Annotated in this window: 21 protein-coding genes; 12 read left to right on the forward strand and 9 right to left on the reverse strand. The window is 40.1% G+C overall.

Features of this window, described 5'->3' with window-relative positions:
* Positions 1–171: 171 nt before the first annotated feature.
* Complete coding sequence (locus tag F6X55_RS14395) at positions 172–1,167, forward strand: tRNA dihydrouridine synthase (RefSeq protein WP_153464367.1); 996 nt, start codon at positions 172–174, stop codon at positions 1,165–1,167.
* Between the two features lie 249 nt (positions 1,168–1,416).
* On the opposite strand, the gene F6X55_RS14400 is transcribed toward F6X55_RS14395, so the two are convergent.
* The 7 genes from F6X55_RS14400 to F6X55_RS14430 all read right to left on the reverse strand — a co-directional run bounded on the left by F6X55_RS14400 (position 1,417) and on the right by F6X55_RS14430 (position 3,829).
* Complete coding sequence (locus tag F6X55_RS14400; protein WP_153464369.1) at positions 1,417–1,752, reverse strand: DUF1433 domain-containing protein; 336 nt, start codon at positions 1,750–1,752, stop codon at positions 1,417–1,419.
* Positions 1,753–1,769: 17 nt separating this feature from the next.
* Positions 1,770–2,153 (reverse strand): DUF1433 domain-containing protein, encoded by a 384-nt coding sequence (locus F6X55_RS14405; protein ID WP_161993091.1) that lies wholly within the window; start codon positions 2,151–2,153, stop codon positions 1,770–1,772.
* Positions 2,143–2,424 carry a DUF1433 domain-containing protein gene (locus F6X55_RS14410; protein WP_026770806.1) on the reverse strand — a complete coding sequence of 94 codons (282 nt, stop codon included), beginning with the start codon at positions 2,422–2,424 and terminating at the stop codon, positions 2,143–2,145. Before F6X55_RS14410 ends, F6X55_RS14405 begins: the two co-directional genes overlap by 11 nt.
* Before the next feature lie 73 nt (positions 2,425–2,497).
* Positions 2,498–2,821: a DUF1433 domain-containing protein gene (locus F6X55_RS14415; RefSeq protein WP_026770805.1), complete on the reverse strand. Its 324-nt coding sequence runs from the start codon at positions 2,819–2,821 to the stop codon at positions 2,498–2,500.
* 18 nt (positions 2,822–2,839) lie between these two features.
* Positions 2,840–3,160 carry a DUF1433 domain-containing protein gene (locus F6X55_RS14420; RefSeq protein ID WP_026569258.1) on the reverse strand — a complete coding sequence of 107 codons (321 nt, stop codon included), beginning with the start codon at positions 3,158–3,160 and terminating at the stop codon, positions 2,840–2,842.
* An 18-nt stretch (positions 3,161–3,178) separates the two neighbouring features.
* Complete coding sequence (locus F6X55_RS14425) at positions 3,179–3,517, reverse strand: hypothetical protein (protein WP_161993092.1); 339 nt, start codon at positions 3,515–3,517, stop codon at positions 3,179–3,181.
* A 15-nt stretch (positions 3,518–3,532) separates the two neighbouring features.
* Positions 3,533–3,829 carry a DUF1433 domain-containing protein gene (locus F6X55_RS14430; protein WP_161993093.1) on the reverse strand — a complete coding sequence of 99 codons (297 nt, stop codon included), beginning with the start codon at positions 3,827–3,829 and terminating at the stop codon, positions 3,533–3,535.
* A gap of 122 nt (positions 3,830–3,951) precedes the next feature.
* Here F6X55_RS14430 and F6X55_RS14435 point away from each other — a divergent pair, with 122 nt between their 5' ends.
* From F6X55_RS14435 to F6X55_RS14480, 10 genes are all read left to right on the forward strand, one after another.
* Entirely contained in the window at positions 3,952–5,346 is a 1,395-nt protein-coding gene (locus tag F6X55_RS14435; protein WP_153464377.1) for an alpha/beta fold hydrolase, read from the forward strand.
* A gap of 30 nt (positions 5,347–5,376) precedes the next feature.
* A complete protein-coding gene (locus F6X55_RS14440) occupies positions 5,377–5,697 on the forward strand; it encodes a hypothetical protein (protein ID WP_110943264.1) in 321 nt (106 codons plus the stop codon).
* A 162-nt stretch (positions 5,698–5,859) separates the two neighbouring features.
* On the forward strand, positions 5,860–6,705 hold the full coding sequence (locus tag F6X55_RS14445) for an ion transporter (protein WP_153464379.1): 846 nt from the start codon (positions 5,860–5,862) through the stop codon (positions 6,703–6,705).
* Between the two features lie 245 nt (positions 6,706–6,950).
* Entirely contained in the window at positions 6,951–7,523 is a 573-nt protein-coding gene (locus tag F6X55_RS14450) for a histidine phosphatase family protein (RefSeq protein ID WP_153464381.1), read from the forward strand.
* Between the two features lie 50 nt (positions 7,524–7,573).
* On the forward strand, positions 7,574–8,047 hold the full coding sequence (locus F6X55_RS14455) for an 8-oxo-dGTP diphosphatase (protein ID WP_026770799.1): 474 nt from the start codon (positions 7,574–7,576) through the stop codon (positions 8,045–8,047).
* 308 nt (positions 8,048–8,355) lie between these two features.
* Positions 8,356–9,063: an aspartate/glutamate racemase family protein gene (locus F6X55_RS14460; RefSeq protein ID WP_153464383.1), complete on the forward strand. Its 708-nt coding sequence runs from the start codon at positions 8,356–8,358 to the stop codon at positions 9,061–9,063.
* Positions 9,064–9,170: 107 nt separating this feature from the next.
* The gene (locus tag F6X55_RS14465) at positions 9,171–9,722 is read left to right on the forward strand and encodes an alpha/beta hydrolase (protein ID WP_153464385.1); all 552 of its coding nucleotides are present in this window, start codon (positions 9,171–9,173) and stop codon (positions 9,720–9,722) included.
* 125 nt (positions 9,723–9,847) lie between these two features.
* On the forward strand, positions 9,848–10,402 hold the full coding sequence (locus tag F6X55_RS14470; protein ID WP_153464387.1) for a cysteine hydrolase family protein: 555 nt from the start codon (positions 9,848–9,850) through the stop codon (positions 10,400–10,402).
* Positions 10,403–10,893: 491 nt separating this feature from the next.
* Complete coding sequence (locus tag F6X55_RS14475) at positions 10,894–11,331, forward strand: RDD family protein (RefSeq protein ID WP_153464594.1); 438 nt, start codon at positions 10,894–10,896, stop codon at positions 11,329–11,331.
* Positions 11,292–11,684 carry an HIT domain-containing protein gene (locus tag F6X55_RS14480; protein ID WP_153464390.1) on the forward strand — a complete coding sequence of 131 codons (393 nt, stop codon included), beginning with the start codon at positions 11,292–11,294 and terminating at the stop codon, positions 11,682–11,684. The genes F6X55_RS14475 and F6X55_RS14480 overlap by 40 nt, the downstream gene beginning before the upstream one ends.
* Before the next feature lie 275 nt (positions 11,685–11,959).
* Here the strand turns inward: F6X55_RS14480 and F6X55_RS14485 are convergent, their stop codons facing one another.
* Together F6X55_RS14485 and F6X55_RS14490 are read right to left on the reverse strand one after the other, a co-directional pair.
* A complete protein-coding gene (locus F6X55_RS14485; protein WP_153464392.1) occupies positions 11,960–12,877 on the reverse strand; it encodes a class I SAM-dependent methyltransferase in 918 nt (305 codons plus the stop codon).
* Positions 12,878–12,983: 106 nt separating this feature from the next.
* Positions 12,984–13,856: a LysR family transcriptional regulator gene (locus F6X55_RS14490; RefSeq protein ID WP_153464395.1), complete on the reverse strand. Its 873-nt coding sequence runs from the start codon at positions 13,854–13,856 to the stop codon at positions 12,984–12,986.
* Between the two features lie 117 nt (positions 13,857–13,973).
* Here F6X55_RS14490 and F6X55_RS14495 point away from each other — a divergent pair, with 117 nt between their 5' ends.
* Complete coding sequence (locus F6X55_RS14495) at positions 13,974–14,693, forward strand: GNAT family N-acetyltransferase (protein ID WP_153464397.1); 720 nt, start codon at positions 13,974–13,976, stop codon at positions 14,691–14,693.

Below are 14,693 nucleotides of genomic sequence, written 5' to 3' on the forward strand. Positions count from 1 at the left end.
GTTTATCTAATTATCTGAAAGATTGGGAATTTTTTACTACTCAGCTTTTACTGTTTGATAAAGTGTGCTTAACCATGGTATAAGTGTAAAGGGAGCAAAGCCATTTTGCTTTTTTATTTTGGGGATAAGGATGTATTTTGGTATCCCGTGATGAGAGGAATGGAGTTAAAAATGACAGAAAATTTTTGGCGCGATTTACCACGGCCATTTTTTGTACTGGCACCAATGGAAGATGTGACAGATGTTGTTTTTCGTCATGTGGTGAGTGAAGCAGCCAGACCTGATGTGTTCTTTACAGAGTTTACAAATACAGAGAGTTATTGTCACCCAGAGGGAAACCAAAGTGTGCGCGGGCGTTTGACGTTTACAGAAGATGAACAGCCAATGGTTGCCCATATATGGGGGGACAAGCCCGAATTGTTTCGTGAAACGAGTATCGGTGTGGCGAAGCAAGGGTTTAAGGGGATAGATATCAACATGGGCTGCCCGGTAGCAAATGTTGCACCAAAAGGGAAGGGCAGCGGCCTTATCCGCCGTCCCGACGTGGCAGCTGAAATCATACAAGCAGCGAAGGCAGGAGGTTTGCCAGTAAGTGTGAAAACAAGGCTCGGCTACACAGAGGTAGACGAGTGGAAAGAATGGTTAGGACACTTGCTCAAACAGGACATTGTCAATCTTTCCATCCATCTGCGTACGAGGAAGGAAATGAGCAAAGTAGATGCCCATTGGGAGCTGATCCCAGAGATCAAGAAACTTCGCGACGAAGTGGCACCAGATACCCTGTTGACAATCAATGGGGATATTCCCGACCGTCAAACCGGGTTGAAGCTCGCACAAGAATATGATGTGGATGGGGTCATGATCGGGCGCGGTATTTTCAACAATCCATTTGCCTTTGAGAAGGAACCCCAAGATCATAGCAGTAAGGAATTGCTAGATCTGTTAAGACTGCACCTTGATCTCCATGACAAATATTCGCAAGAATTCGAGCCGCGTCCTTTCAAACCGCTTCTTCGCTTTTTCAAGATTTATGTAAAAGGATTCCGGGGGGCGAGTGAATTAAGAAATCAATTGATGAGTACTAAGTCAACAGATGATGTGCGGGCAGTGCTTGATGACTTCGAAGGTAAGAATCCTAATGGAATGGTGGAAAAAAGCGAAGCATGACGTGGGATTACCTACTTTAATTCGTTACTGATTCTGGAATATATCTACCAGCTTTCACTCTATAAGTACGTTATTCAATGCCTAATTAAGAAAAGCAGCCACGACCCTGATTTCGTTAAAAAGTTTTTTCCGAAATTCGGGGTCTTTTTATATTGCTTAAGACTTCAAATATTATAAAATACATGCAGGGGAATGGAGTGCTAACATAAGTGAGGAATTAACGTGGAAGGGATAAAACGCTAGTTCTAATTAATAATCACAAACCTTTTCTTTGCATTCATCTTTTACTTTAGGAAAGCCTTCTTTTTCCCCAAGGCTATTCACCGTAAATTCTTTTGGGTCGACACTTGCAGAGAAACCCGCTTTTCCATTGACAGTGCCGCGAATCATTAAGCCCCCCATCGGGTCGCTTAGATCATCACTAAAATCTACCGTACGAATGTTTTCATAGTTATTATATAAATAACTTTTCACAGTATCTCTAGCTTTATTGACGGTTTCCTCATCAAAGTTGCTATTCGTTTTTCCAACGCATCCTGCCAGCATTGTAATGGACAGTAAAGCTATGAAAAGATATTTTTCCATGATGGATACCTGCCTTGTTAGTAATCGCAACTTTTTTCTTTGCATTCATCTTTTCGTTCAGGGAATTCCTTTCCTTTTTCAATGCTTCCTACATAAAATTTATTCTGAGAGGAATCAATGTCAATATCGATGGAAAAGTTTGCTTTTTCATTTTCATTCACTATCCCTCTAATCATTAAGCCTCCCATTGGGTTACTATAATCCTCGCTAAACGTTATCGTATGAATGCTTTCAAAATTATTTTTAAGGTAGCTTTCAGCAGTTTCTTTAGCTTGAATAATCGTTTGCTCATCGAAGGTGTTCGTATTCACATTACAACCTGCCAGAGCTAGGAGTATCAACAAAATGATGAAAGGAATTCCTCGCATAGTGAAAACCAGTCCTTTTTTATTAATAATCACAACTTTTTTCCTTGCATTCATCTTTTATACTAGGAAATCCTTCTCCTGCACCAATACTTTCAATTTGAAGAGAATCACTCATGCTAATAGAAAACTCTGAATTTTCATTAACCGTTCCTCTTAGCATCAACCCACCCATAGGGCTACTGTAATCCTCACTAAATTCAATAGTGTGGATGTTTTCATAATTGTTACTTAAATAACTCTCTGCCGTCTCTTTGGCTTGATTAATTGTTTCTTCATCAAAGTGGTTCTTATCATCATCCGCCATGCATCCTGCTAACGTAACGAACGGAAATAAAATAATAAAAAGAAATTCACGTATAATGGATACCAATCCTTTTTTATTTATAATCGCAACTGTTTTCTCTGCATTCATCTTTTCGTTTAGGAAAATCTTTGTCTTTACTGATGCCAGCTACAGAATAGTCTTCAGTTAAAGTTATGGAAAAATCAATATCTTTATTAACTGTACCATCTAGTATCATCGCTCCCATGGGACTTTGATATGGATTTTCAAGTTCAATGGATCGAACACCTTTATAGTTGTTTTCAATATAGCTTTCAGCAGTTTCTTTAGCTTGAGAGATTGTGTTTTCGTCATATGGATTAGACGAATTACATCCAACACACATGAGCGTTGTTAACACAAAAAGAAACTTCCACACAGCAATTACCATCCTTCATTAATAATCACAAACTTTCTCTGCGCACGCTTCTTTTTCAGCTGGGAATCCTTCTTCTATACTGATTCCGGCTACTGTAAGATTCTCATTTAATGTTATGGAGAAACCACTTTTACCATTTACTTTCCCATCAATCGACAAAGCTCCCATGGGGCTTTGATAGGGTTCTTCAAATTTTATGGATTCCACACCTTTATAGTTGTTTTCAATATAGCTTTCAGCAGTTTTTTTAGCTTGAGAGATTGTGTTTTCGTTATACGGATTAGACGAATTACATCCAACACACATGATAGTGGTTAATACAAAAAGAAACTTCCACACGGAAAATACCATCCTTCATTAATAATCACATGTTTTTTCTTTACATTCTTCTTTTTCTTCCGGAAATCCTTCGTCTTTACCAATTCTAGATATCGTGAAATCCTTATTTAAACTAATCGAGAATCCAATTTCTCCATTCACCGTTCCATCTACTGTCATGCTTCCCATGGGTGCTTGGTATGGCTCTTCCAGTTCAATAGAATGAATTCCTTCGTAGTTATTTTCAATATAACTTTTAGCTGATTCTTTAGCTTTTGATATTGTTTCTTGATCGTAATCTCCATTCGGTGAATTCGCATTACATCCTATAAGCAGTAAAGTGCTCAACAAAAAAGTAATAAGATACTTATGCATCATGAAAACCAACCTTAATTAATAATCACAAAATCTCTCTTTACACTCTTCTTTTTCTTCTGGAAAGTCCTTTCCTTTCCCTATACTGCCTACTTGCAATTTATCCCCCGAATCAATATCAATATCAATTGAAAAGTTTGCGTCCTCCTGCTCATTTACTGTTCCCCTAATCATCAACCCACCCATCGGATTACTATATTCCTCGCTAAATTCTATTGTCTGGATGTTTTCATAATTATTTCTTAAGAAACTCTCAGCTGTTTCTTTAGCTTGATTAATCGTTTGCTCATCGAAGTTGCTTTTATTAGTATTCACATTACAACCTCCTAATAGTATAATAGACTCTATAATAATTATAAAAAAAGTAAATATTTTCATGTTTCGCACATCCTTAATTACTTGAAATTTAATTGATAACTTTAAAAAGGGTGAGGATAATGAAAGATTCTCTGATAACTGATAAAACTGCTTCTAAAATTGCAGAACAATCTTATGATAAAATCTCGGAAGTTATAGTTGGTTTTCCTAGACGAAGAGAGGTTTGGAAAACGATCGAAACCATCACTGACAAAGACACCGGCCTTCACGGTTATGTCCTGCAAAATCCCGAGACAGAAGAGGTAGTTATCAGTTTCCGTGGAACAGAACTTCCGACCACTACCACGAAACAAGTCGAACAAAAATATGTTGGTTCCCCCTCACAGGATGCAAGGTTGGCAGGAGCTGGCGGAGGGGCGAAGTTAAAAGATGGCAAACTGATTTATGAAACGAAAGACACGGACTTTTCTGAATTCGCAAAAGATGTGAAAGAAGATGTGGAAGGTATCGTCCTTGGTAATTCCAATTATAGCAAAAAGGAATATCGAAAAACACCTTATATAGCAAGCCCCTCACAAGATGCTGCGCTTCTTGCTGGTACAGCTAAGTTAACTCCCCATGATAAATCCATCACATACACCAACAAAAACCAATTTACCGAAGCGGACACCATCGTAAATAAATATGTAAAGCAATTTGGGGCCAACAACATTACCTTTGTCGGCCACTCGTTAGGCGGCGGTCTTGCTCAATACTATGCGGTAAAGTACGATTCGCATGCTATTACCTTCGCTGCTGCCGATATTTTTGATTTACTGTCCGATGAAAATCAAAAGCGAGCTCTAAATGGAGAATTTAAAGATAACATCATTTCTTACACCTACCCTGATGATTCTGTAGGGACCTATTATAAAAATTCCGTTGGTTCCGTTTATTATATGGGGGATCCTGCGCCTGGCGGCTGGGGGTTATCTAGCCATGGCATCAAGAATTATATGGACAACAGCATGTATGATGAAAACGGCTATTTTCTGCCAAGTCTCTTATATGATGAAAAGATTCAAGACCAATTAACGATGTCGCCTTTAGCTCTGAAAAATAGTGGTGTTTCGGACTTTCCTATCCGTATCCAGGCGAGTTTAATGGATAGTTACGTGACAGAGCTGAAGGACAGTGAGCACCAAATAGCAGTGACAAGAAAGGCTGTGACACATTTTCTCGACGACTACCTGGCAACCATGACAGAGTTGAAGAGTAAGTACATAAATATGGTTGGCTATGGTGAATATGATAAGTTGAACTCTTCCCACGTGGAAGAAGCCTTTCGTGATTTGACAGAGATTGGACCAGAAGGAATACCGATGTTACTTGAAATCGATGAATTGGAAGACCTGCTGGCAAAACTTCAAAGGTCCCATTTGGACACAGGGGATATTGCTTATAACATGGAAAAAATGAGCAAGGATTTTACCCAGGTGGATCAGCTGCTAGCCCAATGGTTAAAAATCCAATAATGCAATACAAGAAGAAAAGTGGTGGATGCAATGAAAGAAACGAATATAGCGGACTGGTGGGAAAATTATTTAGAAACGAAAAGGCAAGAGAATGAGTTGAAGAACCGCATCAAAAGCGATTTGGAAGCAAAAGTGGAGTTCTACAAGCAATACCTTGCCCGATGTTATAAGGTCCAGCCTCTTTCTGAAAAACACAGGGATATCATTGGTAAACTAGAACATAATTTTGACGGGAAGGCGAACCAGGCACTGATCCGGCGATTTGAGAAGAATCAATCCGATCTTACGGAAATCAACAATCTTTACAAGGATATCTATGAAAATATAAAGCTGAAATCATGGTTTTGGTAAAAAGTGTCCATTCGAGGTTCTGAATGATCCAGCGTAACTTTTTTGGATTTCATACAGTTCTCTAACTTAAGCCTTCCAAGTAATAAGAAACACACAATTCTGATATAATGCGAAGAAGATATAACCGATATATAAGACAAAAACGGTTGAGAGGGAGGCAGCATGTCAGCAAGTAAACAAGTATCAAATCAACCGCATGTTCCCCGAAATAAACTTGGGGAGATAGCAGAAAATAAATACTTTCAAGCAATCATCATTGCCATCATTGTGTTAAATGGATTGGTCATCATTGGCGAAACCTACTTTGTGGGCAATCGAATGCTCCAACTGATGGATCGGATCATTATTTGGATATTCGTGGTGGAAATGGTGATCAAATTGGTTGGACTCGGTGCGAAAAGGTATTTCTCGGATAATTGGAATGTCTTTGACTTTTTGATCGTGGCCGCAAGCTTGATTTTTTATACAGCACCATTTGTCACGGTTGTACGGTTGGTACGGGTCCTGCGTCTGTTAAGAATGATTCCGGCCGTTCCTGCGTTACGAAAAATCGTCGACTCTTTGATGCGGTCAATCCCCGCTTTAACAGGAATACTGGGTTTGACGGTATTGATTTTTTCCATCTACGCGATTATCGGAACCACCTATTTCAGGGATGTCTTGCCGGCTGAATACTTTGGCAGCTTCCATGCTTCCTTGTTCACCCTGACGCAAGTGGTCACATTTGAATCGTGGGCAAGCCAGGTAGCAAGGCCGGTAATCAACGAAATACCATGGGCCTGGATTTACTTTATCTCCTTCATTGTGATCGGCGCCTTGGTAATCCTCAACCTGGTAGTAGCGGTGATTGTAGACTTCCTAAGTCAGGAGGGCGAAGATTTACATCAAGACCAGTTGGCGAAGTTATCGAAGGATAACCAGGAACTGAAAGCGGAAATGCGGGAGATCAAGCAACTGCTTCTTGAGCGAAAGAACCCAGAGGCCGACTGGGAAGAAGAGCAGGAATAGGATTGATATTCTCGTTGGGAACCACTAACTTCTTTGGCAAGTTAGTGGTTTTAATTTAAACCAGCATTGTTCTTAGAATTTTTTCGCTGTTCTTCATTTGATGTGGCTTTCATAGTGAACGGAAAAAGTCAGCTACAAATAAAGAATATCCCATTCTTTTAGGCGTGATTGCTTACTTGGCATCTAGAATCTATCATGATGAGTTTTTATAATAAAATCCTTACCGACGAATGGGAGTGAAGATCATGGAATTAGTTTTTATAAGGCATGGCCAAGGAGAACATACCTTGTTTCCTCCTGAAAGTTTACATATTACAGACCCAGGATTGACTGAAGCAGGGAGGCTTCAAGCAATATCACTTCAAAAGCAGTATCCTCTATCAGAAACAGATCTAATTATCAGTAGTCCCTTAAGAAGAACGCTTCAGACAGCTCAAATTTGGAGTGAAGGGACTTGCTGTGAGAAAGTGGTCAGTCCGCTCGTTTCTCCAAGAATGTTCCCCCAAAATCCAGAATGGGCTGCCTTGCCCTGTGACAATCTTCTGCCAAAAGAAAAAGTTAAAGAAGAATTCAATGATTTTTTCATAGAAGAGCAATTCGGCGAGTGGTGGTCAAAAGGTATCAATAAGTCCTCTGAACAAGTATTTGCAAGTATTGCAAAAAGATTCCTGAATAGGTGTAAGCAAACAGGAAAAGAAAGAATTTATATCATTTCTCATGATGGAACCATTACTTCTTATAGACAATACATGACGGGTAGAAAATTATCTCGTAACGACTTTCCAAAAGAAATCGGGGACTTGAAAATAAATTTTTAGTGGAACTTGGAGTGTGCCATGATTCGCTTCTTCATAAAGGGGGTTAATAAGTGAACGGAAACATTAATTATAAATTTTGGACTACCTGTATGATAAAAGATAAAAACAGAGTATTGCTGCTAAATAGGCAGCATGATGAATTAAAAGGATATATTCCTCCTGGTGGAAAAGTGGAGTTTCCGGAAAGTTTTGTGGAAGGCGCCATTCGTGAGGTGAAGGAGGAGACTGGACTAACGGTGAGAAATCTGGTCTACAAAGGTCTCTATGAATTTGTGAATGAAGAAAATAGCGATCGTTATATCATTTTTAATTACATAACGGAAGACTTCAGCGGCGAACTGTTAGAAAATCCACCAGAGGGAGAACCTACTTGGATACAAATAGACAAGGCCCTGAAACTTCCCATGCAGGTCGCAACGAAGTTGAGTTTTCCTTATCTGTTTGAAGAAGGTACTTTTGAAATGCAAATCCATTGGGATAATGAACAAGACCGAGAAGGAAATGTGACTGTTAAACGGACTTGACATTCATTTGAAAAATCCACACAGTGAAGTAGTAATTTAATTACTAGAGATATTCCTATACATATAGAGCTTACTTGCTAAAAGAATATTTAACCAAAATATTAGAGATATTGGGGTGAGTAATCATGGAACTGTTTCTCTCTGGATTATTTACATTTTTACCGATTATCATATTAGCCTTTTTAATTAGATGGGTACGCCTGATAAAAGTAAATAGTGATATTCAAGTTAAACAAAATGAAGAAATTATTTCCCTGCTTAAAAAAAGGGATTTGTAAAATCGCAATCTAGACATGGAGGGATAAAATTTGAAAACGATCGGACTTATAGGTGGCATGAGCTGGGAATCATCCGTAGAGTATTACCGGATCATCAATGAAGAAGTGAAAAACAAGTTAGGCGGGTTACATTCGGCTAAATGTCTGTTGTATAGTGTGGATTTTGAAGAGATTGAACGTTATCAAGCGGAAGGCGATTGGGAAAGTGCTGGAAAGCATTTAGGTGAAGTCGCATTTTCTCTTGAGAAAGCGGGCGCGGACTTTATCGTGATTTGCACCAACACGATGCACAAAGTGATTGATTACATAGAAGACAAAGTGGAAATCCCTGTTTTGCATATCGCTGATGCCACTGCAGCCCAAATTCACAATGCCCGTATGAAAACAGTAGGATTGCTCGGGACAAAGTATACGATGGAACAGGATTTTTATAAGGCGAGATTGGAATCAAACGCTATCAACGTTGTAGTTCCGGATGAAGACGAACGGACTAAGGTGAACAGTATTATTTATGATGAATTATGTTTGGGTGAAATTTCCTCTTCCTCAAAGGATTATTATAAACAGGTTATTCGCCATTTAGTGAAAAATGGCGCAGAAGGAATCATTTTAGGATGTACCGAAATCGGTTTATTAGTTAAACCCGAAGACGCAGATGTTCCGTTATTTGACACAACAATTATTCATGCAAGGGAAGCGGTAAGGAAGGCATTAAATCAAACCAAGCTAGTAAACTAGTATTCAATATTACGGTGTGTGTATCCCGGCAGGATTAACGCTAACTTTGTAGAAGTACTAGTGAGACAGACGGGAATAGTGAGTCTATTAGATGGGAGGGTTATCGTTTGAAAAACACGGTCTTGTTTATTCATAGTGCTGGTGAACAAGGTCAAGATCAGGGAAGCGGCAATTTGTCTTCCTATCTAACCAAGGAGCTGGGAGATAATTATAGCTTTGTTTCTCCGGCCATGCCAGAACCGGAAAATCCCGTATATGCACATTGGAAAAAACAGCTTGAGAAAGAACTCCGTAAACTTACTGGAGAAGTGATTTTGATTGGTCATTCATTGGGGGGTTCTGTCTTACTTAAGTATCTAACGGAGCAATCATGCAACCTGGTTTTCTCCGGTTTGTTTATTATCGCCTCACCATATTGGGGGCTGGATGAAAGTTGGCAGTCAAATGAATTCACACTCCAGCATAATTTCGAACAAAAGCTCCCTGTCATACCGAATTTGTTCCTTTATCATAGTGTGGATGAAGACATCGTTCCTTTCGCACACCATATCGCATATGCTGAAAAGCTTCCACAAGCAACCACAAGGGAACTGGAAGGAAAACAGCACTTATTTCTTAATGGATTGCCTACACTGGTCCAGGATATAGAGGACATGTAAATTACTCGTTAAATATTTTTCCGGTTTTTGATGGAAAAGTGAAATAAAGTTTCCCGATGTTGTGAAATGTTCATCGGCATAGCAAAAGTTTACCTGGACAAAAAGGGGAGTAAAGGAGAAAACAGATGAATAAAAACAAAGCACTGATCATTGTCGATGTACAGGAAGCTTTTGAAGATGAAAAGTGGGGAGTGAGAAACAATCCGCAAGCCGAAGAAAATATTCGCAGAATTCTGAATGTTTGGAGAGAAAAGGAATGGAAGGTCATCCATATCCAACATACCTCGGACAATCCCGACTCGCTATTTCACCCAGGCAACAAAGGGTTTGCCATAAAAGAATCCGTGCAGCCGGAGGATGGGGAAAAGGTTATCACAAAGAAAGTGAATAGCAGCTTTATTGGTACGGATCTGGAAGAGACTTTGAGAAGGAATGACATTTCAACCGTAGTCATAACAGGATTGACCACTCCGCACTGTGTCTCCACTACCACGAGAATGAGCGGCAATTTAGGCTTCGATACCTACCTTGTCTCAGATGCCACGGCAGCCTTCGGAATTACGGATCATGATAACATTTACCATGATGCGGAGACTATTCATCATGTATCGCTTGCCACCTTGCATGATGAATTTGCGACGATTGTTTCCACCGGACAGCTCCTGGATAAAATCAGATAGGCCATTGTATTCATATGCGTTGGAATTTGGAAAGAGAGACCCTTGTCGCGAGATGATAAGGGTCTTTTTAAAAGACTGATTCTGTTTATTTGAACGCAGGCTTTTCGAGTTTCACCTTCATTCTCTCGTCTCTATATCAAACGTATGGATCATCCTTTTCTCCAATCAATAACTCTTTTCCCTTAGCTGTGCGGTTTCATGAAATTTCTGCTTCGTTCCATCACTTCCAACATCAAATGGTGCCAAAATGTATGACCATCTGCATATTTTACATCCGTAATATGGTAACCCTTTACTGTGTAATCCTGGTTTTAAAAAATGCAATTTTCTCCATATAAAAGTCTTTGGCCTGTTCCTTTGTCAAAGTGGTATCAAAAGAATAATCATGTTGACATTTAAGGAATTTTAGAAATGTTTGGAAAACTGTTAAAATAAATAGTAATCGAGAAGGATAGTATGTTGGATAAGGAAAAGGGGAATGACGAGTGGAAATGACAGAACCAGCAGGACTGGACAAGAGAATTGTTTCCAGAATAATCGATGGCATAATTATCACCTTGGGAACCGTACTTACCTCCTATATTTTTTACGGGGATTTTATTAATGGAGATGATTTTCGTGTCATTGATTTTATCGGAATTTTATATGGTTTGCTCTTACCTGTTCTCTGGTATGGCTATACCTTGGGAAGAAGGGTGACGGGAAATCGCATTGTCAGGATTGAAGGAGGAAAGGTCGGAGTCGGTACCATGTTATTACGGGAATTGGTAGCCGGTATTTTTTATGCACTCACATTTGGAATTGGATTGATTGTCAGTGTCTTAATGGTGGGGATTCGGGAAGACCGCCGTGCGATTCATGATTTTATTGCCGGAACCTATGTGACAAGATGTCCACCAGAGAAAAACGAGAATGCTCATCATATTTGAATAGGGAGTGGGACGCCGTGACGGAGGATTTTTACTGTGACGAGGTTTTAAGTGGAAAAACAGAAATTGAAAAAGTGCTGGAAACAGATAACGTGTTGGCTTACTATCACACCAAACCATTTTGGCCGGTACATATTGTTGCCATACCGAAGGAACACATTTCCTCGTTGATTACCTTGGAGGAAGAGGATAATGAATTGTTGCTGGAACTCCTCGATGTCATCAGGAAAGTTGCCGCAATGGTGATAGAGGAACAAGGTGCCTGCAGAGTGATCACTAACTTGGGCGACTACCAGGATTCCAAACATCTACATTGGCATATTGTGTCAGGAGAGAAACTCTCGAGTAGGTGAAGTTTCCTGCATGGTCAAGTGCAAGCTTATCTAGCATTACTGCGTGATTCAGGCAGAATGATTAGCAATCCAAAAATGAAGGGGAAAGCATCATATCCAAAATTTTTTGGAAATAGGGCTGGAACAATGCAGGATAGACGCGGAGTGATTTTTTCTAATGTAGGCAGAGCTCTATTAGTCACAAATTATCTATTTGGCTCAGGGGGAGCATTAGGATTCATCAAATAATAAAAACGAACATCCCGATCGGGGGGATGTTCGTTTGACAGAATTGCTTATTTTTTGACCGCATGAATGTAGTGTATCGTCTCAAACGCAGTTAAATAGTCGGAACGGTTCATGAAAAATCGCTTCTGGATTGTCTCCGGTGATAAATGTTCATAAATAAGTAATCCTGCATCCTCTAACATTTTCTCCATTTCGTTAAAAGAGAAACTGGATTTCATTGGTTCACCGCTTGCTGCTGCCATTTGCACCATATGTTGGACCCTGTTCGATATTCCTTTTTCATCAAAAAGTGTATCGTCTGGGTAATCAAAAACGATCGAACTGCCCGAAGGCACTTTGGCAAACAGTTTCTTCAATAAATCGGCATTTTCTTCTTTCGTCAGATAATAGGACACGCCTAAAAGACTGAAGAATGTTTTGTTGCCGGGAGAAAAACCTGCTTCCACAAGCGGCTGCTCCGTAAATCCTCTGGTGAAATCCATCGGGATAAAAGAAAGGTTGGCCGGCACTTCATAGTCCGACTGTGTCACCCGTTCCCTTTTGAATGCTTGTGTTGCTGGGTGGTCCACTTCGAATATTTTTAACTGCTCCCTTAATTCGGGATGTCGTAAACTAAAGGTATCCATGCCGGCGCCAAGAATGACATACTGCTTAGCACCTAATCGGATTTCATGAAGCAATACACTTTCACAATATGCTGCACGTGCGAGCGGAGTAGGAGAAAGTTGAACTTGCGTAATCCATTTTAATATTTCATCTGGTTGGTCTTGAAACTGTCGGGCTATTTTTTCATTGAAAAAAGGAACCCCGTCGATCATGTTTTCACGGATGTCGGCGAATTCTTTTTGGGTGATCAGATTCTTTGCGACAAAGTCATCAAATACTTTTGGCTGGTCGTATTCACTGTGATAAACACGGGCGAATGTAGAAACAAGAGAAGTTAAACTGGACTTTTCTTTGTTCATTTATTGACCGTCTCCCTTAAACAAAATAAGATTCCCCTGGCCAGGAGAATCTTATTATACATTCAAGTCATGTAAAAGTAAATTATAGCATAACTAGAATTTTTTGTCAAATATTTAGTTTGCCGTTATTCCGAAGCTTTTCCACTACCGTTTGAATTGCCTCTTCTTGTCCTCTACTTTTCTTGTAGATAAAATACACATTTTGAGCAGGAATCGGTTTTTGGGACCCGACGGTAAGGGGGACTAAGTCTGTTCTTGTACGGTCCACCATTTCATCCGGCAAAAACCCTACCCCCTCCATTTCCTCGATCAGTTTCATTTCCAGCTCACTATGTCCGACTTCTATTAACGGCTTGAACAAGTCACTGCCTATTTCTTCTTTCAACCATTTTTCAAAATGGTGACCCCAGTTCATATAAATCCACGGCAAGCGGGGGAGTTCTAGTATGTTTTCCAGGTCTGTACCAGCGAAGTGCTTGTGCCCGTATAAACGATAGGTATCATTCAACACATGAATGGAGACGATGTTCGGGCTAACTGGTTTGTTATAGACAAAGCCAGCATCAATCGTGCCATCGAGAACTTTTTCAACGATGATGGGAGAGTGATCTGTTTCCAATCTTAAGGAAAAAGAAGATGATTGGAGATCTCTTATTATTTGGACCATGGTTCCTCTCCAAAGGGAGTAGGTAGTAGCGATAGTGATTGTGCGAAGGGCGGCATGATGTTCAGAAACCATCCGCAAAGACTTATTCCATAATTCCATTTGCCTTTGTAAATATGGCAACAGTTCTGTCCCGATTTCTGCTAGTTTTATCCCTCTCTTGCTTCTGGTCAGCAATTGTTTGCCGTAAAAGTTTTCTACTGCTTGAATTCTGGAAGTAACGGTAGACTGTGTGATATGTAACAGCTCTGCTGCTTTGGTAAAGCTTTTCACATCGGCCACGGTCAAAAAGGTTTTCAATTGTTCGTAATCCATTGTGCAAATCGCCCCTCTATTATTGGGAAATTCGATGATTCATATCGAAAAATTCGTTTTGTCTATTATAACATGTTGGATTAAAATGGTTGTCAAGAGGAGCGGGAGGCGAAAACAATGGAAAATCTTCAAGCATATATCGAGGCGTTTGCCAATGCATGGATGGAAGTGAGAAGAAAACCGAACACCCAACTGGAAAGACAACCACTTTTTATCAAAGTGGATTTCGGGGAGGAAGTGGCAGGACGAAGGAAAGAGTTTTTCGTTGTGCGGGAATCTGTCGATAAGGGGGATTTTCTGATGGATCAGGAAGACCATTGGGTAACCGTGATTGACGATGAAGATCCAGGAGAACTCGTCCATTATGAACAGGTCGCGAAAGAATACTTGATGTACCATTCCACTATCCAATCCGATGACTGGCATCTCGTCGAAAATGGAGACAACTCTATCAAGAGAATTGAAACGAGAATACTGGCCAATAAGGTCAATGCTTATTTTGACAAAGACTTTGCCGACGAAGAGCGACTGGAAAATACTTCTGTCGAGTACGATGTCCTATATGAAAAAGGGCAATTGGCGGGACACGGGAGGGTTTCGTTTCTGGGAGATAGAAGTCTCTGTTGCCTGGACAATATTTTTATAGATTCCAAGTATCGCAGAAAAGGTCTGGCGAAAAAGCTTTGTTCCCACTTGCTTGCCAGGTCGGCTGAAAAATCGTGCAGTCGTTGTATCCTGGGAGCTTCTCAACAAGGGATGCCATTGTATAAAAAACTGGGATTCGACATTGTTTCCCCCATGTATGTCTATCAACGCAAAACGGAGGAGGAGAAATAG

This window comes from Sediminibacillus terrae, assembly GCF_009602435.1.
Lineage (GTDB): Bacteria > Bacillota > Bacilli > Bacillales > Amphibacillaceae > Sediminibacillus > Sediminibacillus terrae.